Source organism: Nocardia sp. SSK8 (genome assembly GCF_037034205.1).
GTDB lineage: Bacteria > Actinomycetota > Actinomycetes > Mycobacteriales > Mycobacteriaceae > Nocardia.
Genome location: NZ_JBAGKD010000007.1, coordinates 180,211 through 205,085, shown reverse-complemented (window position 1 = coordinate 205,085; position 24,875 = coordinate 180,211). Strand labels below are relative to the sequence as shown.

The following is a 24,875-nucleotide window of genomic DNA, read 5'->3' as shown; positions in this document are numbered from 1 at the left end:
CGGCGTCGGAATCTGACGTTTTCCCAGGTCGCGCCGGTCAGGGGCCGGTTTCGGCCGTGACGCCACGGCGGCGGCGAGTGGCTGCGGTCACAGTGGGCCCCGCGCCCGGGGTCCGCCGACATGGCCGAAACGGGGCGCCGAGGTTAATTGCGCGAAACGCATGTGAATTCGAGAGTTTGCGGTAGCGGCGGGTGCGGGCGGAGATTTACCTGATGGCAACATCGGCCCCGGAAAGAAAAGCTGACCGGTAGCTGATCGACGGCCCCGGTGGCATATCACGGGAACTCGCCCACCCCGGCGGCGGCTAGAGTCTCGGCGTGCAGACAACGGCTTCACCCGGGGATATCGGATCCGAAATACTCGCTGCGACAGCCTTCGGGGCGACCCCCGGCCGCGGCGCTGCGGAGTTGCCGGAACCCGCGGGCCCGCTCGCGCGCTGGCATCGCGCCGTCGCGCTCGGCGCGCAGGGACACTACGCCGCCGCCAGGGCCGACCTCACCCGGCTCACCCGCGTCCCCCTCGAGCCCGGCTTGCGCTCGCTGGCCGAGAGCACCCGCGGCTCGCTGCTGCGTCAGCTCGGCGGCCACGCCGCGGCCGCCGCCTACGACGGCCGGGCCGCGACCCTCGCGCTCGGCGCCACCGGCCCCGCCCGCGCCGAAGCGCTCGCCGACGCCTACACCGGCCTGGCCGCCGACGCGCTCGGCACCGGCCGCCTCGCCCTGGCCGACCGGCTGCTCGGCCGCGTCGAACCGCTGCTCGACACGGCCCCGCCCCGCGCGCGGGTGCGCTGGCACTGGGTGCGCGCCGAGACCGCGCTCGCCGGGGGCGCCGCGGCGCCCGCGCTGGGCGATGCCGGGCGGGCGGTCGAACTCGCCGGTGCGCTGCCCTCGGTGCGGCACCGGGTGAAATCGGCCCTGCTGCTCGCCGCGGCCACCGCCGCCGCCGGTGATCTCGCCGCGGCGGCCGAACAGGCCGAGCGGGTCGACCGGGACTGCGCCACCCACGGCCTGCTGCCGCTGCGCTGGGCGTGCGCGATGCTGCGCGCCGGGGTCGCCGAACCGGCCGTGGCGACGGCCGCCGCGGCCGAAGCCGCTGATCATGCGGCACGAATCCGCGAGCTCGGCGGGGATTTCATCCTGCCGACTCGCTGATTCGCTTCCGGTGATCTTGCTGGGAGCTCACGCGGAAGGGTGCAGGGTGACTGGCGGGGGATCGAAGGGTCGCTATTGTTAGTTCCGTTCCGCCACTTCGGTGGAAGCTCGGTCACATCTGACCGCGCCACTCGTAACGCCAGGAAAATCTCTGACGATGACGCATATGGGCGAAGAGTTGGACCTCGCCGTCGCTGCGGCTGCGCAGGGCGACAGGGCTGCTTTAGCTCAGGTACTGGAACTGGTCCGGCCGTTGGTGGTTCGCTACTGCCGTGCTCGGATCGGTGCCGCGGAGCGCGGGCAGCTCTCCGCGGATGATGTTGCGCAAGAGGTCTGTCTGGCTGTGATGACCGCCCTGCCCCGCTATCAGGATCAGGGTCGGCCCTTCATGGCCTTCGTGTACGGCATCGCTTCGCACAAGGTCGCCGACGCCCATCGCAACGCCGCCCGTAACAAGGCGGAGGCGATGGCCGAAGTACCAGATGTCATATCCACCGACCAGGGACCGGAGCAGCGAGCTCTCGACTCGGAGACGAGCAGGCAGATGAACACTCTGCTGGCCACGCTCCCCGAGAAACATCGGGAAATCCTGATCCTGCGCTTGGTCATGGGTCTGTCGGCAGAAGAAACCGCAACCGCTGTGGGCAGCACGGCGGGGGCGATACGGGTAGCCCAGCACAGGGCACTCGCGAAACTGAAGTCACAAGTGGCGAGGGCAGGTGAAATGTATGGCTAGGGATGGCGAGCGCGGTCGAGGCGACCGGAAGGTTTGGCGTGGGTCGCACGACAGCGGTCCCTCAGCCGCCGAGGAAGCCGGTGACTCCGGTCCGGTCGACATCGCGGCGGTGCGCAGCGACGATGCGCTGATCGACGCGATCGCCAGCGACGGACCGGTGCGTACCGACAGCCCCGAAGAGTTCCAGCTGGCGTCGCTGCTCGCGGATTGGCGAGCCGACCTGTTGGCCGAGCCGATGCCCGCGGGCCCCGATCTGGACACCGTCTTCGCGGCGGTCAACCAGGAGATCGGCGCGCGGCAGGTTCGAGTCGGTGCATCCTCGCGCGGACGCTTACGTCTGGTACGCCCGCTCCTCGGAGCCGCCGCGGCACTGGCCGTGGTCTTCGGCGGTATCACGGCGTTCTCCTACAATGCCGCTCCCGGTGATCCGCTGTGGCGGGTCAAGGAGGTCGTGTTCAGCGAACAGGCCCAGTCGACGGTCGTGAAATACGCCGACGACGACCTGCTCGCCGCGCAGAACCTGCTGGACGCGGGCAACCCGGAACAGGCGCGGGCCCGGCTCGAGCAGGCCTCGGCCACCGCGGTCCAGGTCGACGACAAGGGCAAGCGCGAGGATCTGATCGCGCGCTGGAACCTGCTGCGCGATCAGCTGGTCCGGATCGCGCCGGAGATCGGCGCGCAGCTGCCGACGACGGTGCCCTCGACCCCGGGTGAGACCAAGCCGACCTCTCCGGAACCGACCCAGCCGCAGCCCTCGCCCAACCCGGCCACCACGGCCCCGGTCGCGCCGACCGGCCCGGGGACCTCCCCGGAGCCCGGCACGACCGAGCCGGAGCCGCCGGTGATCCTGCAGACCCCCGCGCCGGAGACCAACCCCACTCCGCCCGCCGAGACGTCGCAGCCGCCGGTGACCACCCCGCCGCCGGTCACGGTCGAGCCGACCGAGCCGGGGACCACCCAGCCGCAAACGACGATCGTGGAGCCGCCGGTCACCGTGCCGACGGTCGTCCCGACGTCCAAGCCGCTGCCGCCGACGGTGCCGCCGACCCTGCCGACACCGCCCGCGGTGACCAACCTGCCGGTACCGCCCTCGGTCCCGATCTCCTGATCGTTTCCACGACGAAGGCCCCGAACCAGTGGTTCGGGGCCTTCGTCGTATGTCCGGGTGCCCGGCGCATCGTCCCCCGCGCACGCGTGACCGGAGCGGGGGAGCGACGCCGCGAGGCGGGTGGCTCAGTTGTCGAAGCCGTCGAATCCGTCGCCGTGGAACGCCTCGTTCATGGACGCGTCCGCGTAGCCGCGGCAGTAGTCCCACGTGACGTAGGCCTCGGGGGTGGGATCGTAGGCGGGCTCGTGCGGACGGACGGTGCCGTCGACGAGTAGCTGCAGCAGGTTCGCCCGCAGCATGTCCCAGTCGTGGTAGTGATCTTGCCGACAATCCTCACAGCTCACGACGAGGCCGCGGATCCCGCGATGGGCCAGCAGGGCTTCGTAGACGGCGAGGTCGGCGAGATCTTCCTCGACCGCGAGGCGCTCATGAGGATCCAGCGGCTCACCGGGCTCGATAGCGTCGAGCGCGGCAGACGGGTCGGAGGGGTCTCCGGCGAAGGGATCCGGCGGCAGGCCAGGTGGTAGATGGTCACGCACATCCCCACGGTACGCAGTACTCGGTGGTCTGCGCCAGCGATGCACCGGGCAAGTTTTGCGGAAGGGCTCACTTCGCAGGGCGAAATACCCGCCGGATACCATGGAATGCAGGCGTCGGCGACTTTGTTCTCACCGACCATCCAAGCGTTCCCGTTTCCAGCTGTCGTCGCGTTGCATCTCCAGCGTCGGTGGCTCCGACGACCAGGAGGGGTCGATCCGAATGAGTAATCCCGTGCCGGGCGAACGAAACGCGGTGCGCCCTCCTACGGGTGGCGACGATCCGACCAAGATCGCCATGCTCGGCCTCACGTTCGACGACGTGCTGCTGCTGCCTGCCGCCTCGGATCTCATCCCCAGCTCCGTCGAGACCTCCAGCCGGCTCACCCGCGACATCACCCTGCGTACCCCGCTGGTGAGTTCGGCCATGGACACCGTCACCGAGGCGCGCATGGCCATCGCCATGGCCCGCGCCGGCGGCATGGGTGTGCTGCACCGCAACCTCTCGGCCGCCGATCAGGCCGCCCAGGTGGAGACGGTCAAGCGCTCCGAGGCGGGCATGGTGACCGACCCGGTCACCTGTCGCCCGACCGACACCCTCGCCGAGGTCGACGCCATGTGCGCCCGCTTCCGCATCTCCGGCCTACCCGTGGTGGACGAGACCGGCGCGCTGGTCGGCATCATCACCAACCGTGACATGCGCTTCGAGGTCGACCAGGACCGCCGCGTCGACGAGGTGATGACCAAGGCGCCGCTGATCACCGCCCAGGAGGGCGTCACCGCCGAGGCCGCGCTCGGGCTGCTGCGCCGCCACAAGATCGAGAAGCTGCCGATCGTCGACGGCAACGGCCGCCTGCGTGGGTTGATCACGGTCAAGGACTTCGTCAAGACCGACCAGTACCCCAACGCCACCAAGGACCGCGACGGCCGCCTGCTGGTCGGTGCCGCGATCGGCGTCGGCGAGGACTCCTGGTCGCGCGCGATGACGCTGGCCGACGCGGGCGTGGACGTGCTGATCGTCGACACCGCGCACGGCCACCAGTCGCAGGTGCTGCAGATGGTGTCCAAGGTCAAGGCCGAGGTCGGCGACCGCATCCAGATCGTCGGCGGCAATGTCGCCACCCGTGCCGGTGCCGCGGCGCTGGTCGAGGCGGGCGTGGACGCTGTCAAGGTGGGTGTCGGTCCCGGCTCCATCTGCACCACCCGCGTGGTCGCCGGTGTCGGCGCCCCGCAGATCACCGCGATCCTCGAGGCCGTCGCCGCGTGCAAGCCCGCCGGAGTGCCGGTGATCGCCGACGGTGGCGTGCAGTACTCCGGTGACGTCGCCAAGGCCATCGCGGCGGGCGCCTCGACCGTGATGCTCGGCTCGCTGCTCGCGGGCACCGCCGAGTCGCCCGGCGATCTGGTGCTGGTCAACGGCAAGCAGTTCAAGGCCTACCGAGGCATGGGCTCCCTGGGCGCCATGCAGGGCCGCGGCCAGGCCAAGTCCTACTCCAAGGACCGCTACTTCCAGGACGACGTGCTCGCCGAGGACAAGCTCGTCCCCGAGGGCATCGAAGGCCGCGTCCCGTTCCGCGGCCCGGTCAACCAGGTGATCCACCAGCTCGTCGGCGGCCTGCGCGCCGCCATGGGCTACACCGGCTCGCAGAACATCGAGCACCTGCAGAACGCCCAGTTCGTGCAGATCACCGCCGCGGGCCTCAAGGAGAGCCACCCGCACGACATCACCATGACCGTCGAGGCCCCGAACTACACCGGCCGCGGCTGAGTACAATAGATGCGTTTGTGCGCCGGGAGGTACGCTCCCGGCGCACAGCCATGCGGTCGTTCAGGATCGTGAAAACGCGCGCACACGCGCGCCCGAACACAGGGAGCAACTGTGCGTGACATGGTGGAAATCGGGATGGGGCGGGTCGCTCGGCGGACCTACGAGCTCGATGACGTCGACATCGTGCCCTCGCGGCGGACCCGCTCGTCCAAGCAGGTCTCGCTGGCCTGGCAGCTCGACGCCTACCGCTTCGAGATCCCGGTGCTCGCGCACCCCACCGACGCGCTCGTCTCGCCGCAGTTCGCCATCGAGCTGGGCCGCCGGGGTGGCCTCGGGGTGATCAACGGCGAGGGCCTGTGGGCCCGGCACGCCGATGTGCAGGCCAAGATCGACCAGCTCATCGATCTGGTCGACAAGGGGGGTTACGAGAAGGCCATCTCGCTGCTGCAGGAACTGCACGCCGCGCCGATGCAGCCCGACCTGCTGGCCGCCGCCGTCGCCGAGGTGCGCGCGGCCGGGGTTACCACCGCGGTGCGGGTGAGCCCGCAGAACGCCCGCGCGCTGACCCCCGCGCTGGTCCAGGCGGGCGTCGACCTGCTGGTGGTGCAGGGCACCATCATCTCCGCCGAGCACGTGGGCGACGGTGAGCCGCTCAACCTCAAGACCTTCATCGCCGAGCTGGACGTGCCGGTCGTGGCCGGTGGCGTCAGCGACCACCGCACCGCGCTGCACCTGATGCGCACCGGCGCGGCGGGCGTCATCGTGGGCTACGGTTCCTTCCCCGGCGCCACCACCACCGGTGAGGTGCTCGGCATCGGCGTGCCGATGGCCACCGCCATCGCCGACGCCGCCGCCGCGCGCCGCGACTACCTCGACGAGACCGGCGGCCGCTACGTGCACGTCATCGCCGACGGTGACGTGGCCACCTCCGGCCAGCTGGCCAAGGCCATCGCCTGCGGCGCCGACGCCGTGATGCTGGGCGTGCCGCTCTCGGCCGCCGCCGAGGCGCCCGGTCGCGGCTGGTACTGGCCCTCGGCCACCGCGCACCCCTCGGTACCGCGCGGGTCGTTCCTGCCGGTCGACGAGTCCTGGCTGGACGGTCCCGACGGCGCCGCCGCGCGCCCGAGCCTCGAGCGCGTGCTCTACGGCCCCTCCGACGACCCGTTCGGTTCGCTGAACCTGGTCGGCGGCCTGCGCCGGTCGATGGCCAAGGCGGGCTACTCCGACCTCAAGGAGTTCCAGAAGGTCGGGCTCAGCGTCCGCTAACGCGCGGGGGTCAGCGAGACCCGATCCCGCAGGAACCGGGCGATCGCGGTATTGACCGGTTCCGGGTGGGTCATCGTGACGGCCAGGCGGGCGCCATCGATCTCCACGAAGGTGGAGGCGGTGAGCCCGTCGGCCAGCGTCCGCGCCCGGTCCCCGGCGATACCGCTGTGGGTGGCGTGGATGATCAGCGCGGGGCAGGTGATCTCGCGCAACCGGTCGAGGACCGAATCGCGTCCGAGCAGGCAGCCCACGGCGGCGTCGAGGCCGTTGTGGGCGTCGCCGGTCCAGCGGCGGGTCCAGATGTCGCGGTACCAGGCGTCGTCGCCGATCAGCCAGTCCGCCAGCCTGCCCGCGGCCGACTCGCGCGAGCCGCGGTCGTGCCATTCGTCGAGGAAGCGCTGGGTGGCGCGGGACTGTTCCCGGGTGGGCCCGTGCGCCTCGGTGCTGATCAGGATGAGCGCGGCCACGCGTTCGGGCGCGACCAGCGCGGTGCGCAGCGCGGTGAAGCCGCCCTGCGCGGTGCCGCCGACGACGGCGCGTTCCACACCGAGGGTGTCCAGCACGGTCAGCGCGTCGCGCGCGGCGGTCCAGTAGGTGAACGGCAGCCGCTGATCCTTGGTGCGGCCGTGCCCGCGCGCGTCCCAGGCCACGATGCGGAATTCCGGTGCCAGCGCGGCCTGCTGCGAGGCGAACATGGTGCGGTCCATGAAGAACTCGTGGGCCAGCAACACCACCGGTCCCGTGCCACCGCTGTCCTCGTAGTAGATGTCGGCATCGATCGCGCGGGCGAATGGCACGTGCACGAGGATAGCCAGCCCCACCGGCCCGCGCGCAAGGAATGGCCCGCCAGCTCGGCGGTTGTACGCCGTCACTAAACTGTGCGGGTGGCAGAAACTCAGAGACCGGTCCTCGTTGTCGACTTCGGCGCACAGTACGCCCAGCTGATCGCCCGTCGGGTGCGCGAGGCGCGGGTGTTCTCCGAGGTGGTTCCGCACACCATGACGGTCGAGGAGATCGCCGAGAAGCAGCCGCTGGCGGTCATCCTGTCGGGTGGCCCGTCGAGCGTGTACGCCGAGGGCGCACCGCAACTCGACGCGCGCCTGTTCGAGCTGGACGTGCCCGTCTTCGGCATCTGCTACGGCTTCCAGGCGATGGCGCAGGCCCTGGGCGGCACCGTCGCGCACACCGGCACCCGCGAATACGGCCGCACCGAGCTCAATATCGACGGTGGCGTGCTGCACGGCGGCCTGCCGACCATCCAGCCGGTGTGGATGAGCCACGGTGACGCCGTCACCGACGCGCCCGCCGGTTTCGAGGTCACCGGCACCACCGCCGGTGCCCCGGTCGCCGCGTTCGAGGACCGCGCGCGCCGCCTGGCCGGTGTCCAGTACCACCCCGAGGTGCTGCACTCCCCGCACGGCCAGCAGGTGCTCAGCCGCTTCCTGCACGACCTGGCCGGGATCCCGCCGCAGTGGACCCCCGCCAATATCGCCGAGTCGCTCATCGCCAGCGTGCGCGAGCAGATCGGCGACGGGCACGCGATCTGCGGTCTGTCCGGCGGTGTGGACTCCGCGGTCGCCGCGGCGCTGGTGCAGCGCGCGATCGGTGACCGGCTCACCTGTGTGTTCGTCGACCACGGGCTGCTGCGCGCCGGTGAGCGCGAGCAGGTCCAGCAGGACTTCGTCGCCGCGACCGGCGCCAAGCTGGTGACCGTCGACGCGGTCGACAAGTTCCTTGGCGAGCTGAAGGGCGTCTCCGATCCCGAGGAGAAGCGCAAGATCATCGGCCGCGAGTTCATCCGCTCCTTCGAGGACGCGGTCTCGGGCATCGTGCTCGAGCAGGGCGACGGCACCGCGCCCAAGGTCGAGTTCCTGGTGCAGGGCACCCTCTACCCGGACGTGGTCGAGTCCGGCGGCGGCACCGGCACCGCCAATATCAAGAGCCACCACAATGTCGGCGGCCTGCCCGACGACCTCGAGTTCGACCTGGTCGAGCCGCTGCGACTGCTGTTCAAGGACGAGGTCCGCGCGGTCGGCCGCGAACTGGGCCTGCCCGAGGAAATCGTCGCGCGCCAGCCCTTCCCGGGCCCCGGCCTCGCCATCCGCATCGTCGGCGAGGTGACCGCCGACCGCCTCGACCTGCTGCGCCAGGCCGACGCCATCGCCCGCGAGGAACTCACCGCCGCCGATCTGGACAAGCAGATCTGGCAGTGCCCGGTGGTGCTGCTGGCCGACGTGCGTTCGGTCGGTGTGCAGGGTGACGGCCGCACCTACGGTCACCCGATCGTGCTGCGCCCGGTCTCCAGCGAGGACGCGATGACCGCGGACTGGACCCGCCTGCCCTACGAGGTGCTCGAGCGGATCTCCACCCGCATCACCAACGAGGTGGCCGACGTCAACCGCGTTGTCCTCGACGTGACGAGCAAGCCGCCGGGCACCATCGAGTGGGAGTGAAATAGCCGTATTTTTGGAGCGCTGGCGCGCTCGAGTTCGCGCCCCCTGGGGTCCCGTCGATCAGGCACCGTTTCTTGCTCCTTCGTCGCCTACGAAACGGCACCTGATCGACGGGACGGGCGCGAACCGCCGCTGCGCGGCGATCCCTCCTCGAGGTCGGGATGTGGGGGCTCGGTGAGCGGCGGACGTGGGGGTTCCGGGCGATAGCTTGCCAGTAGTAGTAGTCGGCCCAGCGGCAGACCTTCGGCAGCTGGTCGACGGTGAGTCAGTAGGTGCGCGAGTGGCGTCGGCTCGGTCATTGTTCTTGCCCTCCACCAGGAATGGCCCGTCGTGGTGACGGGCCATTGCTGATTCCTGGGTCGATGGTCGGATGCGGTCAGCGCCGTTTGCGGCGGGGGGAGAGCACCAGCAGCAGGCCGATGACGCTGGCGGCGATCACCACGCCCCAGCCGATCGGCAGGACGCCGCTGTTCGGGGTGGGGGCGCCTGCCAGGGCCCAGGCGCTCAGGGCCAGGGCGATCAGGCCGGTCCAGAGCAGGGAGTACGCCGGTCGGCGCCGGGATTCGGTGCTGGTCGGGTCAGCCACGGGTCACCTCCACGTCACCCAGGTGCATCTTGATGTGCAGGTCGAGAATCGGAGCGCCCGGTGTGTTCGGTCCGGTCACGCCCTCCACGCAGGAGGAGCCGGAGACCCGGACCGCGCAGGTGGTGCGCACGGTCATGTCTTCGGGCAGTTGCACTTTCGCGTCCCCGATATTCACGGCCACCTCGACGCTGCGCGGTTCGGTCAGTTCGAGCCCCCGCAGATCCAGTGTGCCCGAACCGATATCGAGGGCATACCGGGGTTGGAGCTCGTTCACCGAGGTGGGCGCCCACACCCGGTCACCCACGGCTCGCTCGTCGAAATCGATCGGCCCGATCAGCGAGGCCAGCAGGACGAATCCGGCCAGCGGCGCGGTGAGCACCAGCAGCCCGTACCCGCGGCGCAGGAACGCCCCCGCGACGAGCCCCAGCCCGACCACCGCCAGCGCGACGGCGGCGATGCGCGCCGGTGTCATCCACTCGGCCCCCGAGGCCGCGACGGCCCCGGCGAGCGCGGCGGCCAGAATGGCCAGGCCGATGGTGATCGGGGTGAGCCGCGAGCGCGGCCGTTTCGGCGCCGGTGGTGGGGGCGCCACCGGGGCATATCCGCGCGGCGCGGGCTCGGGCAACTCCCAGGCCAGCGGAGCGACGGCCAGCGGATCCCAGCCCTGCGGGACCTGAGCCGCGAGCCGGGGGCCAGGGGCCGGGTCCTTGCGCAGCACCGTGGTGGGGGCATCGGAGCCGGGCTCCTGCTCGCCAGCCGGGTCCGGTGTGCGCGAGGCGTCGGCCTTGCCCAGATCCACTGGAGCATCACCCCGCAGGTCGGTGGTCTCGCCGATCGCCGCTGACTGCGCCGTAAGGGAGTCGGCTCCCGAGGCCGCTGACGCCGACGCGGCGAGTTCGTCCTGATCCGGGGCCCTGTGCGGGGCGTCTGTCCTGGTCCCGGTCGGATCGGTGACGGAGGGTCGCGCCGGATCGGGTGCGGTGCTGGGTAATCCGCTCGCGGAGGCAGCCGACGTATGGTCGGTGTCGGGTTGATCGGTCGCGGCGCCAGGGGAGACACCGGCGGACGTTGACGAGGTGGACGCGGTGTCCGACGTCGCGGAGGCGGCGTCCTGGGGCGTGGAGACGGTGTCCTTGTGCAGGACAACGGTTTCGGTGTGGTCCACGCGGAGCAGGGGAGTGGATTCGGCGGTGTCCGTGCGGGGTTCGTCGCGGACGGTGGTCGCCGGGTCGGGGGTGTAGGTGTCGGGGAGCTTCGTGTACGGGGTGTACATGCTGGTCGCCACTTCGGGGCGGAACAGGTAGCCGCCCAGGGGTGCGCCGGTGGGGTAGCCCGCGGTGGGGTAGCCGGGTGGTGGGGCGGCGCGGTAGGCGTCGAAGCCGACGGGGAGTTCCGGATGACGCAGGTAGAGCATCCACCAGCCGGCCAGCATCAGGCCCATGCTGAGCACCCCGGACCCGCCCATGCCGAGCCCGATCGGCCCCATGGTCGATACCGCGATGGCCAGCGCGACGATCAGCACGATCGTCTTGGTCTGCGAGTGCGCGCCGCGCGCGTGGTCCGACAGCGCCTCCGCCGCCGAGACCTCGTTACCCGCCGAGCTGAGCACCAGCCAGGCCAGCAGATAGAGCACGATGCCCGCGCCGCCGAAGATCGTCGACACCACGAACGCCACCCGCAGCAGCACCGGGTCGACGCCGTAGCGCAGGCCGAACCCCGCGGCCACGCCCGCGACGGGTCCCTGCCGCGGCAGCCGGACGGGCCGCGTGTGCCACATCTGCTGGATCTGGTCGCCGAAGCTCGTTCTGGTCATGTCCTCCATGGTGGGCCCGACCAGCCCTTTCGCACATCGGGGTGAACCCTGAGAATTGCCCCGGGTCTCAGGCGCACGGCGGGCGATACTCCACATTCGGCACCTGCCCGCGCCACACCGCCTGGGTGAGCTGGCCGCCGGTGCGCGCGCAGATCTGCTCGGCGACCAGGTCGGCGTCGAGATCCCAGACGCCGAGCCTGCCGTCATCGGCGACCATGATCAGCTGTTCGCCGCGCGGGTGGAGGGCGATCCGTCGATCCCGCCCGTCGGCCGGGTCGAGCGCACCGCCGACGCGCCGCGGTGCGCGGGGATCGGTGGTGTCCCAGAGCCCGGTGACGCCGGCCGCCCCCGAGACGGCCAGCAGTGTGCCGTCCCGGTTCGTCGACACCGATTCCAGCGGGGCGATCTCGGTGTGCACGGCATCGATGAGCGGGGTGACGGCATCGGGAGACGAGGTGTCCCACAACCCGAAGTGGTCGGAGTAGGCGCCGATCAGCGTCCGGTTGTCCGGCATGAATCGCGAGGGTTGGTAGGCGTTGACGGCGCTGATATCGGCGTGGTCGACCAGGCTCGGATGGTGCGGATCGGCCAGGCTCCAGATCTGGCGGGTGAACTCCTCCAGCCAGGTTTTGCGTTCGACGAGAACCACCTCGGCCAAGGTGCCATCGGGGCTGAGCGTGCTGGAGTAGACCAGTTTCTCGGACGAGGTGATCGTGCCGAGGCGGACCGGCGCAGCGCGATCGGTGATGTCCCACACATGCACCGCGTCCCTGGCCGTGACCAGCATCCGGCCGCCATGGATTGTCGACAACCCGGCGACCTCGGTCGGCCAGCCGGGCAACGGGCGCGGAGCGCGCGGATCATCGAGGTCGTAGACGAGGCGCTGATTGCCGTGCTGGTCGTGGACCGACAAGGTTCGCCCGTCCGCGCTCAGCGCGGGGTTGACCCAGGCCGCGGTGCCGGTGATCGTCGCCAACCGAACCGGTCGCTCGGTGACGCGAGTGTCCCAGAGGGTGAGATTCCCCTTCGCGGTGAGTATCGCCATCCGGTCGCCCTCGCGGTCGAAGACGGGTCGGCTCGGCGCGAAGTCCACCGTGCCGACCGTCGCCCGCGACAGCGACCAGCTGCGCAGGTACCCGTCGTCGCCGGAGCTGAACAGAATCGGCATGCCGGGCAGGAACAGCATCGCGTTGGGGCCGCCGCCACAGGAAGCGAACTGGATCGCCGGGCAGACGGTCGGACTCACCGACAGGACTGGTCCGGTCTGGGTCGGACGGGTCGGCTCGGTGATGTTCCACAGCCGGATGGACTCGGTGGAGCCGACAGCGAGCAGGCCGCTTTCCGCATGAAAGGCGAGCGAGGTCATCATCTCGTTGTCGACCCTGATGGGCGTCTCGTACTTGCGCGGACGCGACGGATCGGCGATCTGCCAGATATCGACCCGACTCGATTCAGCGTCGGCGGTGCCCAATGCGCCGACGATGCCGAATGTGCCGACTACCAGCTGGGTGCCGTCCGGGCTGAAGGTGAAGTCGGCCAGATAGTCGGGATCGGCGAGGCCGAGCGGTCGCCCGATGCGCTGGGCGACCGCGCGATCACGGATGTCCCACAGCTGCACGTTCGCGGAATCCGTACCGTAACCCCTGGTGCTGATGGCGAGCAGCTCGCCGCTGGGGGCGAATTCGACGGCGTGGTCGTCTTCGGGCAGCGCCGTGAACGACGTGCGCACCGGGCGGGCGCGGTCGTCGATATCCCACAGCGTCAGGCTGGTCGAGCCGACTCCGGCCAGGCGGGTGCCGGTGGGATCGACCGCGATCGAGACATCACGGTCGGACTCGATCGAGTGCAGCAGGCGGGGCGATCGCGGGTCAGCCAAGTTCCACAGCTGGACACCGTCGGGCCCCTTGGTGACGATGTCGGTGGAGCCGGGAAGAAAGACCAGCTGGTCTACCGCCAACCGCCGGTCGATGTCGAGGCGCTGTGGTCGCGTTGGCTCCTCGACGTTCCAGAAGACAGCGTTCCCGCGATAGTCGAGGGAGACCAGCAGATGGTCGGTGGGACGGACCGCCAGCATCCGCGCGGGCCCTTCGTGGGCGGCCACGGTGACGGCCAGCGGAGCGTCCTGGCTGTTGAGCAGCAACGTGCGGGTCGCGTCGTCGGGCCGCATCCGGTACGCCGCCAGCAGCAACTGCGCCGACAGTGAGGGATCACTGGTTCGGTTGCGCTGGGCGGCCGCCACCAGCTCGATGTAGTCCCGGTCGGCCGTGCGCTGATCGGCCAGCCTGCTCCGATCGACCGCCACCACCCCGGTCGCCAGCAGTGCCACCACCACGGCGGCCACCCCGATCCGCCACCGCCCGCCGATCCGGGCGGCCCGTTGTGAGGCGTGCAGGAAGGCGTTCACGCGGGTGCTCAGGGTGGCGCCGCGGGTATGTTCGCGGGCACCGTCGAGCCGCGTCCCCCGATACAGCAGCGCCGAATCACGCGCCGCCGCATCCCATTCCGCCGCGTCCCGTTCCAGCCGCTGCCGCACCAGATGCCCGACCCGGTCGATCTCGATCCACCCCCGCAGCCGGGGCCAGGCGGTCAGGACGATCTCGTGCGCGAACTGCACCGACTCGGCGTCCAGGGCCAGCAGGCGGGCGGCGGCGAGGATCTCCAGGACCTCGCCGGTGGCGGAGGGGTCGGCGCTGCGGGCGAGCAGGTCGGCGCGGTCGACGGTGCGGCGGGTGTCGCGGGAGTCCTCGCCGACGGTGACCAGCGCGCCGAGCAGTTCGTGGGCGGCGTCCTGCTGGGCGGGGGTGAGCTCGCTCCAGGCCAGCTCGGCCGTCTCGGCGACCGACCCGGCCACCCCGCCCGCCTTGCGATATCCGGCCACGGTGAGTTTGCGTCCGTCGCGCTGCTGCCAGGTCGCGGCCATCACGTGCGAGAGCAGCGGGAGCGCGCCGGGGTCGTAGCCGTCGGTGCTGGTGTGCTCGCCGAGGCCGCGCAGTTCGGTGCGGACCAGTTCCTCCAGACCCTGTTCGAGGGTCAGGCCCGCGGCGGCCGCGGGCCCGGTGATGGCGCGCGAGATCTCGTCCATCGACATCGGGCCGAGCAGATAGTTGGTGCGCCGCAGGCTCTCCCGGAGCACGGGGTAGTGCAGGCAGCGTTCGTAGAAGTCGGCGCGCAGGGCGGCGACGACGGTGATCGGGTGCTCGTCGCGGGTGCTCAGCGCGGCGAGCTCGGTCAGGAAATCGGTGCGTTCGGTGTCGTCGGGGCAGAGGGTGAACAGTTCCTCGAACTGGTCGACGATCAGGACCCGCGGGTCCGCGGCGAGGGCGGTGGTGAGCCCGGCGGACGGTGCGGTGCCGGGTGTCATCGAGGCCGTCGGCACGTCGAGGGCGGGGCGCAGGCCCGCCGCCAGCAGCGAGGACTTGCCCGCCCCGGACGCGCCGATCAGCACCACGATGCCGGTGGCGGCCCGGACCAGCTCGACGAACTCGGCGGTGGCCTGCTCACGGCCGAAGAACAGCGCGCGTTCCTCGGCGCGGAAGGCGCGCAGACCCGGGAACGGACAGGTGTCACCCACGCCCGCCGCCGCGGTCCAGGTCACCGATTCCTGCCACAGCCGCTGCCATTCGTGCGGTTCGCTCAGCCTGCGCGGGAGTTCGCGCTGGGTCTTGGCCGCCAGCTCGGCCAGGGTCAGCACCACCGGGAGCAGGGATTCGAAGCGCGCGGGCACATTGCGCCCGGCCTTCCAGTCGCTGATGCGCTGGGCCGAGGGCGTGCTCGCCTGGGTGCCGCGCATGCGCCGCTCGGTCGCGGCGGACACGCGGCGCAGGGTCGGATTGCCCGCCGCGGCATAGAGTTCGGCGAAGCGCTGGGCGAAAAGCGCACGCGGCGACGAACTCTCCGGTTCGGTGATGGTCAAGGAACCCCCCGTTCGATGAAAACGACCGGGAGGAATGATATTTGGTCGAGCGGGACCCGGCATACAGCCGGGTCCCGTCGCGGCTCACAGGAACATGGTGTCGCCGAACACCGAGTTGGTCGCGGTGACCGATCCGGCGGTGGCGGTGACGGTCGCCCACGAGTAGATGTTGAGCGGCCCGGCGCAGTTGCCGACCATCAGATGGAAGTCACGGTTCACCAGGTAGGTGGTGCCGGGATCCAGCGTCCGCTCGCCGACATCGATCTTCTTGATCTCGCCCGGCGCCATCGACAGGCTCAGATCCATGCCCGCCGAGATCGACGGGCCGATGTCCACCGAGGCGTCCGGCCCCGAGGAACCGAACCCGATCGAGCCGCCCGCGCTCGCCGAGACCCCACCGTCGAGGCCGACCGTGAGGGTCAGATCCACCGCGCAGGCGACGAAGTAGCCGGAGGTGAGATCGCCGGTCGCGCCCGGCGCGGTGACGTAGACGGTGTTGTCGAGGAACACCTCCCGATTGGTCGGCATGGCGTTGAGCGCGGGCACCTGCCGGTAGGACTGGTCGGTGTGCCCGATGGTGAGCTCGAAGCCGTCGGGCCCGTGATAGGTCGTCTCGTGCGGGGCCATCGGCGCGGCCGCGGCGGTGGGTGTGAGTCCCAGAGTGCTCAGCGCGATCGCGGTGGTCCCCAGCACGGTGGTGATGATGTTCAACGTTCCTCCCCGAAGTATCGGCCGTGATTTCCGGCCCGACATCAAGGTAGGAATCCGGGCTGAGCCCCGGTCGGCGGCGAAGCGTCGGAAAGGCTGAGAATCGCTGGTGAGAACGCTGTGACCGGTTTTCCGGTCCGGCCGCCGGGACGCCGTCCGGGCCGCCGGACGCGCCCGGCGAAGGTCCAGGTCAGCGCGTGTTTCCGGCCGGACCGGACAGCGTTGTCCCAGCTCGGCGCCGGATCGCCGGTCTCGGGGACGAGATCAGGGACTTTCCTGATGTCGGCACCCGCTCGCGCGTGCCAGTATCGAAAGCATGGATCCGTCTGTTCCCGCCCGAGAGGCCGCCCACCCCGGGTTCCGTGGCGTCCCGGGGACCGCGTCGCCGGGCGCGGTACCGCCGCCGGACGGACCGGGCGCCGCGGCACGCTTCGGCGGGAACCCGCGGGCCAACTGGCCGTCGGCGTTGCTCGGGCGAGCCTCCCAGCGGGTGAACGGCGGCCAGGCCGTGTACGGCACCCCCCAGCCCTACGCGACCCAGCAGTACCCCCGCTACCGGACCGCGCCGGGTTATCCGCCGTACCCCGGGGCGATGGGCTACGGCGTCCCGCGCGGGTACCGGCCCGGGATGCTGCCGGTGCCCGCGCCGCCGCCCGCGGATCGGCCGGTCCCCGAGCTGCCCCGGCTGGTCCGGCGCACCGGCGGCCGGGTGGTCGGCGGGGTCGCGGGCGGGCTGGCCGATCATCTCGGCGTCGACGTGTTCAAGGTGCGGATGGCGTTCGTGCTGCTGTCCGCGCTGGTCGGGGCCGGGCTGGTGGCCTACGGTCTGCTGTGGATCTTCACCCCCGGCGGCGCCGACGCGGCCAAACCCACCGGCGACGAACGCAGGCAGGCGATCGGCCTTGCCCTGCTCGGTCTCGGGCTCACCGCCACGGTGTCGTGGTTGTTCCAGGGCACCGCGGCGCGGGTGATCGCGCCGATCGTGGTGGTCGCGGTCGGCGCGGCGCTGGTGTGGCGCGAATACGACGCCGCCGCGCCGGGCCCGCGCGCCCTGTTCGGGCTGCCCGCGCGGCCCTCGGTGGTGACCTGGTCGCGCATCGTGGCCGGGGCGACACTGATCGTGGTCGGACTGGGTGTGGTGGTGCTGGCCCGGATCGACCTGAGTTCGCTGGGGTCGGCGCTGGTCGCGGTCGCGGTCACGCTGATCGGCGCCGGCCTGCTGACGGTGCCGCTGTGGCTGCGCATGGTGCGCGCGCTGAACGCCGAACGCGGCGCCCGCATCCGCAACGAGGAACGCGAGGAGATCGCCTCGCACCTGCACGATTCGGTGCTGCAGACCCTCGCCCTGATCCAGCGCCAAGCCGAGGACCCGCAGGAGGTGCTGCGGCTGGCCCGCAGCCAAGAACGCGAGCTGCGCAAATGGCTCTTCGACGACACCGCGCCCGCCCAGTCCAGTCTGTCCGCCGCGCTGCGCACCATCGCCGGGGAGGTGGAGGACCAACACGGGGTGAAGGTCACCCCGGTCACCGTCGGCGATGTCGCCATGGACCCCGGTGACACCGGCGCCGGGCTGCCCAAGGAACACTTCACCGCCCTGCTCGGCGCCAGCCGCGAGGCGCTGGTCAACGCCGCCAAGCACGCGGGCGTGCCCGAGATCGACCTGTTCGCCGAGACCGAACCACACCAGGTGAGCATCTTCGTGCGCGACCGCGGCGCCGGTTTCGACCTCGCGGCCGTGCCCGAGGACCGGCGCGGCCTGGCCAAGTCGATCCGCGCCCGGATCGAGCGGCGCGGGGGCAGCGCCGAGATCGACTCGACGATCGGGCGCGGCACCGAGGTACGCATCGTGCTGCCACGCTCGGACTCGGGCGCCACCGACCTGGATGCGCCCACCGACACCGAGACACCCACCGATTCCGGCGCGGCCGACCCGGTGGACGCCCGTCCGATCCCCGACGCATGACCGGTGTGGCGCGGCCGACCCGGTGGACGCCCGTCCGATCCCGACGCGTGACCGGTATGGCGCGACCGGTCCCGGCGGGTGTCACCCGGCCGGACAGCACCCGCGCTGGGGTCCGCCGCCGCGCGCTCGGCTGCTCCGGCACCGCCGACCGTGGTCCGCGCCGGGACCGGCACCGATGTGGTACCGATGAGAGCAAGTCGCCGGGATGAGGGAGAGCTGTCAGTGAGTGTGCGGGTGTTTCTGGTCGACGATCACGCGGTGTTCCGGTCGGGGGTGCGCGCGGAGCTGAGCCGGGAGACCGATATCGAGATCGTCGGCGAGGCGGGCGCGGTGGCCGAGGCGGTGGCCGGGATCGATGCGGTGCGCCCCGATGTGGTGCTGCTGGACGTGCACATGCCCGACGGCGGCGGGGTGGCGGTGCTGAGCGGAATCGCCACGGGGCCGGTGTGTTTGGCGCTGAGCGTCTCCGACGCCGCCGAGGACGTGATCGCGGTGATCCGGGCGGGCGCGCGCGGGTATGTCACCAAGACCATCTCCGGCGCCGAACTCGCCGACGGCATCCGCCGGGTGGCGGGCGGCGACGCGGTATTCAGCCCGCGCCTGGCCGGTTTCGTGCTCGACTCCTTCACCGGCCGCTCCCCGGTTCCCGAACCGCCGCTGGACCCGGAACTGGACTCGCTCACCCCCCGCGAACTGGAGGTCCTGCGCCTGCTCGCTCGTGGCTACACCTACCGCGAGATCGCCGAAACCCTGTTCATCTCGGTGAAAACCGTGGAAACCCACGCCTCCAACGTGCTCCGCAAAACCCAGCAGTCCAACCGCAACGCCCTGACCCGCTGGGCCCACCGCAGAAGAATCGAATGATTACATCACCGCGATGATGATCGCGATGAGGAGGATCAGGCCGATGAGGACGCCTGCGCCGATGGCGAGGGGTGCGCCGTTGGGGAGGTTGTCGATGAAGCTGCCGCCGGTGTGCTGGCGGGGGGCCGCGGGGGCGGCCGCGGCCATGGGGGTGCGCTGGGGGCGGGGGAGGGGCGCGGCGTGGGGGCTGCGCAGGCCGCTGGCGGAGTTGCGGGTGGCCCAGGAGGGGATGGTGCCGTCTTCGGTGCGCAGGGGGACGCCGAGGATGTAGGCGCCGGTGCCGGGACCGAAAGCGGCGGTGAGGATCTCGTCGCGGGCCTCGGCCATGGTGGGGCGGCGCTGGGGGGCGGGCTCGAGCATGTGCAGCAGCGCCTGGGTGAGGATGCCGCTGCGGGTGGGCGGGATGATCTGGCCCATCGCGGCCCGGGTGACGACATCGTTCTCGTCGTCGTCGAAACCGAACGGCGGCTGACCCTCCAGCGCGGTGTAGAGGGTGGCGCCGAGGGAGAACACATCGCTGGCGGGGGTGGGCGTGGCACCGCGCGCGACCTCGGGCGGGAGGTAGGCGGGGGTGCCGGTGATCACGCCGTCGGGTTCGTCGCCGGTGTCGCCCGCGCCACGGGAGATACCGAAGTCGCTGAGCTTGGCCAGGCCCACATCGGCGCCGCGGTCGGCGACCAGGATGTTGCCCGGCTTGATATCGCGGTGCACGATGCCCGCGGCGTGCGCGGCGGCGAGCGCGTCGGCCACCTGCGCGCCGATCTGGGCGACCTCGACCGCGGGCAGCGTGTCGACCATGGCCAGCGCCTTGGCCACGCTGCGCGAGGGTAAGTGTTCCATGACCAGCCACGGCTCGCCCGCCTCGAGCACCACGTCGTAGACGGCGATGGCGTGCTCGTGCGAGAGCTTGGCCGCCACCCGCCCCTCGTGCACCATGGCGGCCCGCAACCGCTCGGCCTCGGCCTCGCTGAGCCCCGCCGTGGACAGCACCTGCTTGATCGCGACGTCCCGGTTCAGCAACCGATCGGTCGCGAGCCACACCGCACCCATCCCACCCCCACCCAGCTTCGACTGCAGGCGGTAGCGACCCGCGACCAGGTAGTCGGGGCCGATATGGGGACGAGCACGTTCGGTCACGGGTGCGAGGGTAGCCGAATCTCCCGCTGACTGGCCGCTATCTCTACTCCCGGGTATCGCCCGCGCCCGCCCCGGCGATTCCCCGCGCCACCGCGTCGAGCGCCGTATCCGAGCCGGGGGATCCGCTGCGGCTCCGGTCCAGGGGGCGTGTCACCCTGGTCGCTATCGAACGTATATTCGAATATGATCGATAGCTGGAACGGTGCTGAGGTTGCGGTGCCGGGTGGTTTCCGGGTGCGGGTCCATCGTGGAGGTAGGTGGTGTTGATGGGTTCGTCGCCGGAGCTGGGTGCGCGGGAGCGCACGCTCGACGAGTTGCGCAGGCGGATGGCCGCGGTGCCGGGGCGGGGGGCGGCGGCGGCCGCGCGGACCCCGCGTGAGCAGCCGTTACGGCGGGAAATGCTGCCGGTGCCCGCGCCGCTGGCCGAGTTGCTGCCCGAGGGTGGGTTGCCGAAGGGGGCGGTGGTCGCCTATTCCGGGGCGCATTCGCTGCTCACCGGTCTGCTCGCCGCGGTGACCGGGGCGGGTGGGCACGCGGCGGTCGTCGGGCTGCCCCGGCTGGGTTTGCTGGCCGCCGCCGAGATGGGAGCCCAGCTGTCCCGGCTGGCCGTCATCCCCGATCCCGGCCCCGATCCCGCCGAGGTCGCCGCCGTGCTCCTCGACGGGCTCGACCTGGTGGTCCTCGGCCTCGACGGCTTCGCCGTACCGCCCGCCCGCTGCCGGGTACTGACCGCCCGCGCCCGCAATCGCGGCGCCACCCTGATCGCCGCGGGCGGCACCTGGACCGACCCGGCCCTGCGCCTGGACTCCCGCGTCACCGGCTACCGTGGCCTCGGCGCGGGTCGCGGCCGCCTGCGCTCGGTCTGCCTCGACGTCCGCGTCAGCGCCAAGGCGGGCCCACCCCGCCACGGCCGCATGGACCTGTGCGCCCACGCGGGCCGCACCGAATGGCAGACCCGCGAAACCGTCACCGGCGCAACCGAATGCACCGCTCTACACGAAGCGGTGTCATGAGCACCGGTGCGCGACCGTGAGCCCGAGCGTCATCCGGCTCGCCCACCTTGGCTCGGCAGACAGCTGGTGGGTCGTTCGAAGGCCGCACCGTGACCGGGCGTGATCGGGTGCTCGCGGTGTGGTGTCCGGACTGGCCCGCCGTGGCGGCCGCGGCGGTGGCCGGGGTGGCGGCGGACCGGCCGGTGGCGGTACTGCGGGGGAACCGGGTGGTGGCGTGTTCGGCGATCGCGCGGGCCGACGGGGTGCGGCGCGGGATGCGGCGGCGTGATGCCCAGGGGTGCTGCCCGGAACTCGTTGTCGTACCGGATGATCCGGACCGCGATGGCCGCCTGTTCGAGCCGGTGGTCGAGGTCGTCGACGCGACCGTGCCGGGCGTGGAGGTATTGCGGCCGGGTCTCGTCGTGCTCGGAGCACGCGGTGCCGCACGGTATTTCGGGTCCGAGGAGGCGGCGGCGGAACAGCTGATCGACGCCGTCGCGGCGGCGGGTGCCGAGGCGCAGATCGGGATCGCCGACGCGGTGTCCACGGCGGTGATCGCGGCGCGACGCGGCGCGATCGTGGCGCCGGGGGCGGGTGCGCGGTATCTGGCCACGCTGCCGGTGGCCGAGCTGGCGAGCGAACCGAGCCTGGCCGCGCCGGAACGCGCTGAACTGGTCGACCTGTTGCGCCGCTTGGGTTTACGCCGCATCGGCGATTTCGCGCGCCTGGCACCCGCCGAGGTGGCCTCGCGCTTCGGCGCCGACGCCGTGCTCGCGCACCGCACCGCGCGGGCCCTGCCGGAACGCCCGCCCTCGGCGCGCCCGCCCGCCCCGGAACTGACCGTCGAGCTGGCCTGCGACCCGCCGGTCGACCGGGTCGACGCGGCCGCCTTCGCGGGCCGTCAGCTCGCCACCAACCTGCACGCGGCGCTCACCGCGGCCGGAATGGCCTGCACCCGCCTCGCGGTGACCGCGCGCACCGAGGCGGGCGAGGAACTCACCCGGATCTGGCGCTGCGCCCGCCCGCTCACCCCCGCCGACACCGCCGACCGCGTCCGCTGGCAGCTCGACGGCTGGCTCACCCATCGCGCCCGCCCCACCGCGCCCATCGTCACGCTCACCCTGGAACCGGTCGAGGTGATCGCCGCGGGTGCCCTGCAGCTGGGGCTGTGGGGCGGCGAGGGCGAGGAGACCGAGCGGGCCCGCCGCGCGCTGGTCCGGGTGCAGGGGCTGCTCGGCGGCGAAGCGGTGCGCATCGGCGTGCTCAGCGGCGGCCGCGGCCCCGCCGAGCGCATCACCACCATCGCGCTCGGCGACGAGCTGACCCCCGCCGCCGACCCCACCCACCCCTGGCCCGGCAGGCTCCCCGAACCCGCCCCCACCCTGCTCCTGCTGCACCGCCCGGTCGTCCACTTGACCGACGCCGACGGCCTGGCCGTCCTCGTCACCGACCGCGGCCTGCTCACCGCCGACCCCGCCCACCTGCGCTGGGGCCGCAAGGAATGGGCGCTGCTCGGCTGGGCCGGGCCCTGGGCGGTCGTCGAACGCTGGTGGTCGGCCGATCCCGCCGTGCCCGCCGTCCGCGTCCAGGTCCAGCTCGACGCCGCCGCCACCGAGATCCGCGCGGTCCTGCTGGTCTACGACGCCACCGACTGGCACGCGGAGGGCGTCTACGAATAGCGCCGGTTCTAGAGTTGTGGTGCCCGTCCCGACCGGCTGGACGGCCGGTCGCGGAGAGGAGCGCCATGAACCCGTTCGAGGGGATGCTGTGCTCGGCGGCCGCCGCGGACCTCCCGCTGCCCGGCACCGCCGTGCACGTCACCGGCTGGCTGGGGATCGAGCATCCCGGGGCGTGGGGGCGTGATGTGATCGGGGATCAGGTGCTCGGCCCCGAGATCACCGCGGAACTGGCCGCGCGCACCTCGGCGGCGAAGGTCCGCCCCACGCTGATCCGCAGGCCCGGCCGTCACGAGTTCACCGGGAAACGCACCGTCCTGCTGGCCGCCTCGCGGCCGGAGGGTTCGTGGTGCGAGCGGTTCGAGATCACCGACCTGCGCGAACTCTTCGACATCGACCTGCATCTCACCGCCGGTCCGGCCCCGGGAATCGGTGCGCCCGTGGATGATCCGATCGTGCTGGTCTGCGCCCACGGCAAACGCGACCAGTGCTGCGCGCTGCTCGGCAGGCCGATCGCGGCGGCGCTGTCGGCCGAGCATCCCGGCCGGATCTGGGAGGCCTCGCACACCGGCGGCCACCGCTTCGCCCCCGCCGTCGTGGTGCTCCCGACCGGCCTCACCTACGGCCGCGTCGACGCCCCCGCCGCCCAGGCCCTGCTCACCGCCGCCGACGCGGGCGAGGTCGCGCTCACCGGCCTCCGCGGCCGCAGCTGCTACCCGCCGATCGCCCAACTCGCCGAAATCGCTGTCCGCGAACAGGTCCCGGCCGCCCTCGACGACCTCACCGTCCACCTCGACCCGGCCCCCACCCACGACCCCGCCCTCGCGGGCGCCGCCATCGTCACCCACCGCGACGGCCGCCGCTGGCACGTCACCGCCCGCACCGTCCCCGCCGCACCCCGCCAGGCCAGCTGCAACGCCGCTCCCAAACCGGCCACCTACCTGGAAGCGGTCTCGGTCCAGGAACTCGTCGCGGCCCAGGGCGATCAACCACCGTCGAGGTAGGCGCTCCGCCGGGACGACACCGCTCGCGGCCCCCGGCGCCGCGAGCGATCGGCCACGGTGAGCCGGGTGTCCGGGAACCGCTCGCGGTGTGCGGTCCCGGCTGCCGATCACCCGGCTCGATTCGTCTCTGGCGCAGCCTGATTCACCAGTGTGTCCCCGGCACCCACCGCGCCGCCCGGCGCAGGGCGGTACCGGTGGCCTTGCGGGCAGCCGAGCGCGGCTTGGGTGCGGGCGGCGGCGGCACCTCCACCGCGACCTCCTCGACCGATTCACCCTTGGCCGCAGGCGAATCCGGCAGCGCGCGGTAGTAGCGGTGCAGGACGCGGTCGCGCAGGCGCGGGGTGATGATGCCGCCGTATTCGGCCAGGGTGCCGAGCGGGACATCGATGCGCTTGGGGCGTTCGGAGAGGGCGCGCACGATGGTGCCCGCGGCCCATTCGGGAGATTCGGAGGGGCCCTGATCGCCGCTGGGCGCGATCATCGGAGTGCGCACCAGCGGCATGTGGATGGTGGTGAAACTTACGCCGTCGGCGAGGGTTTCGATCGCGGCCACCTCGGCGAACTTGTCCAGCGCGGCCTTGCTCGCCAGATACGCGGCGAAACGGGGCGTGGCCACCTGCACCCCGGCACTGGAGATATTGACGACATGGCCGAAGCCGCGCTCGCGCATCTGCGGCAGCAGGGCGAGGGTCATCCGGACGGCGCCGAAGTAGTTGACCGCCATGGTGCGCTCGAAGTCGTGCATGCGGTCGGTGGACCGGTGGATGGCGCGGCGGATGGACCGGCCCGCGTTGTTGACCAGCATGTCGACATGGCCGTGCTGATCGAGGATGGCCTTCACCGCGGCCTCCACCGATTCGGCGTCGGTGACATCGCACTGATAGCCGTAGGCGCGCCCGCCCGCGTCGGTGATCTCGGTGACCACCTCGGCGAGCTCGTCACCACGCCGGGCGAGGAGGAAGACCACGGCGCCCTTGTTCGCGACCGCGAGCGCGGCGGCCCGCCCGATCCCGGACGACGCGCCGGTGATGACGACATGCCTGCCGGTCAGCTCGCGCTGCCGCTTACGGCCCTGTGCACCTGGAGAAACCTGGGACATCACTGCTCCTTTGCAGCTCGTTCCCTCCTAACTTACTCCAAAGTAAGTTCCCTGACCAGACTCGAAAATATGTTCGAAAGCCTCTCGCCAATATTCGAACGT

The 24,875-nt window shown here is 71.6% G+C and carries 19 protein-coding genes; 11 read left to right on the top strand and 8 right to left on the bottom strand.

Annotation, left to right across the window (positions count from 1 at the left end; translation table 11 throughout):
* The first annotated feature begins 407 nt into the window (after positions 1-407).
* The 3 genes from WA675_RS15915 to WA675_RS15905 all read left to right on the top strand — a co-directional run bounded on the left by WA675_RS15915 (position 408) and on the right by WA675_RS15905 (position 2,995).
* Entirely contained in the window at positions 408-1,151 is a 744-nt protein-coding gene (locus WA675_RS15915) for a hypothetical protein (protein WP_336085237.1), read from the top strand.
* 157 nt (positions 1,152-1,308) lie between these two features.
* The gene (locus WA675_RS15910; protein WP_336085235.1) at positions 1,309-1,887 is read left to right on the top strand and encodes a sigma-70 family RNA polymerase sigma factor; all 579 of its coding nucleotides are present in this window, start codon (positions 1,309-1,311) and stop codon (positions 1,885-1,887) included.
* A 109-nt stretch (positions 1,888-1,996) separates the two neighbouring features.
* Entirely contained in the window at positions 1,997-2,995 is a 999-nt protein-coding gene (locus WA675_RS15905; protein WP_336085232.1) for an anti-sigma-D factor RsdA, read from the top strand.
* Positions 2,996-3,120: 125 nt separating this feature from the next.
* Here WA675_RS15905 and WA675_RS15900 read toward each other — a convergent pair whose 3' ends face one another.
* Positions 3,121-3,534 (bottom strand): DUF5319 domain-containing protein, encoded by a 414-nt coding sequence (locus tag WA675_RS15900; RefSeq protein WP_022567296.1) that lies wholly within the window; start codon positions 3,532-3,534, stop codon positions 3,121-3,123.
* 220 nt (positions 3,535-3,754) lie between these two features.
* Here WA675_RS15900 and guaB point away from each other — a divergent pair, with 220 nt between their 5' ends.
* Both guaB and WA675_RS15890 read left to right on the top strand, forming a co-directional pair.
* A complete protein-coding gene (guaB, locus tag WA675_RS15895; protein WP_336085228.1) occupies positions 3,755-5,299 on the top strand; it encodes an IMP dehydrogenase in 1,545 nt (514 codons plus the stop codon).
* A gap of 111 nt (positions 5,300-5,410) precedes the next feature.
* Positions 5,411-6,565, top strand: coding sequence for a GuaB3 family IMP dehydrogenase-related protein (locus WA675_RS15890; RefSeq protein ID WP_336085227.1), 1,155 nt, complete (start codon positions 5,411-5,413; stop codon positions 6,563-6,565).
* Here WA675_RS15890 and WA675_RS15885 read toward each other — a convergent pair.
* Positions 6,562-7,362, bottom strand: a complete 801-nt coding sequence (locus WA675_RS15885; RefSeq protein WP_336085226.1) for an alpha/beta fold hydrolase — start codon at positions 7,360-7,362, stop codon at positions 6,562-6,564. The genes WA675_RS15890 and WA675_RS15885 overlap by 4 nt on opposite strands.
* Positions 7,363-7,443: 81 nt before the next feature.
* On the opposite strand from WA675_RS15885, the gene guaA reads away from it, so the two are divergent.
* Positions 7,444-9,018 carry a glutamine-hydrolyzing GMP synthase gene (gene guaA / locus WA675_RS15880; RefSeq protein ID WP_442945637.1) on the top strand — a complete coding sequence of 525 codons (1,575 nt, stop codon included), beginning with the start codon at positions 7,444-7,446 and terminating at the stop codon, positions 9,016-9,018.
* A 376-nt stretch (positions 9,019-9,394) separates the two neighbouring features.
* On the opposite strand, the gene WA675_RS15875 is transcribed toward guaA, so the two are convergent.
* From WA675_RS15875 to WA675_RS15860, 4 genes are all read right to left on the bottom strand, one after another.
* The gene (locus tag WA675_RS15875; RefSeq protein ID WP_336085224.1) at positions 9,395-9,604 is read right to left on the bottom strand and encodes a hypothetical protein; all 210 of its coding nucleotides are present in this window, start codon (positions 9,602-9,604) and stop codon (positions 9,395-9,397) included.
* A complete protein-coding gene (locus tag WA675_RS15870; RefSeq protein WP_336085221.1) occupies positions 9,597-11,417 on the bottom strand; it encodes a PspC domain-containing protein in 1,821 nt (606 codons plus the stop codon). Before WA675_RS15870 ends, WA675_RS15875 begins: the two co-directional genes overlap by 8 nt.
* A 67-nt stretch (positions 11,418-11,484) precedes the next feature.
* On the bottom strand, positions 11,485-15,330 hold the full coding sequence (locus WA675_RS15865) for an nSTAND1 domain-containing NTPase (RefSeq protein WP_336085218.1): 3,846 nt from the start codon (positions 15,328-15,330) through the stop codon (positions 11,485-11,487).
* Positions 15,331-15,414: 84 nt separating this feature from the next.
* Positions 15,415-16,041: an MspA family porin gene (locus tag WA675_RS15860; protein ID WP_336085217.1), complete on the bottom strand. Its 627-nt coding sequence runs from the start codon at positions 16,039-16,041 to the stop codon at positions 15,415-15,417.
* 625 nt (positions 16,042-16,666) lie between these two features.
* Here WA675_RS15860 and WA675_RS15855 point away from each other — a divergent pair.
* Both WA675_RS15855 and WA675_RS15850 read left to right on the top strand, forming a co-directional pair.
* Positions 16,667-18,001 (top strand): ATP-binding protein, encoded by a 1,335-nt coding sequence (locus tag WA675_RS15855; protein WP_336085466.1) that lies wholly within the window; start codon positions 16,667-16,669, stop codon positions 17,999-18,001.
* A gap of 228 nt (positions 18,002-18,229) precedes the next feature.
* Positions 18,230-18,865, top strand: a complete 636-nt coding sequence (locus WA675_RS15850) for a response regulator (RefSeq protein WP_442945641.1) — start codon at positions 18,230-18,232, stop codon at positions 18,863-18,865.
* Here WA675_RS15850 and WA675_RS15845 read toward each other — a convergent pair whose 3' ends face one another.
* Positions 18,866-20,002 (bottom strand): serine/threonine-protein kinase, encoded by a 1,137-nt coding sequence (locus tag WA675_RS15845; RefSeq protein WP_336085214.1) that lies wholly within the window; start codon positions 20,000-20,002, stop codon positions 18,866-18,868.
* A 266-nt stretch (positions 20,003-20,268) separates the two neighbouring features.
* Between WA675_RS15845 and WA675_RS15840 the strand changes: the two genes are divergently transcribed.
* The 3 genes from WA675_RS15840 to WA675_RS15830 all read left to right on the top strand — a co-directional run bounded on the left by WA675_RS15840 (position 20,269) and on the right by WA675_RS15830 (position 23,674).
* Positions 20,269-21,015, top strand: coding sequence for a hypothetical protein (locus WA675_RS15840; protein WP_336085212.1), 747 nt, complete (start codon positions 20,269-20,271; stop codon positions 21,013-21,015).
* A gap of 89 nt (positions 21,016-21,104) precedes the next feature.
* Entirely contained in the window at positions 21,105-22,673 is a 1,569-nt protein-coding gene (locus tag WA675_RS15835) for a DNA polymerase Y family protein (RefSeq protein ID WP_336085210.1), read from the top strand.
* Between the two features lie 65 nt (positions 22,674-22,738).
* Positions 22,739-23,674 carry a sucrase ferredoxin gene (locus tag WA675_RS15830; RefSeq protein WP_336085209.1) on the top strand — a complete coding sequence of 312 codons (936 nt, stop codon included), beginning with the start codon at positions 22,739-22,741 and terminating at the stop codon, positions 23,672-23,674.
* 142 nt (positions 23,675-23,816) lie between these two features.
* On the opposite strand, the gene WA675_RS15825 is transcribed toward WA675_RS15830, so the two are convergent.
* Positions 23,817-24,773 carry an SDR family NAD(P)-dependent oxidoreductase gene (locus WA675_RS15825; protein WP_336085207.1) on the bottom strand — a complete coding sequence of 319 codons (957 nt, stop codon included), beginning with the start codon at positions 24,771-24,773 and terminating at the stop codon, positions 23,817-23,819.
* Between the last annotated feature and the right edge of the window lie 102 nt (positions 24,774-24,875).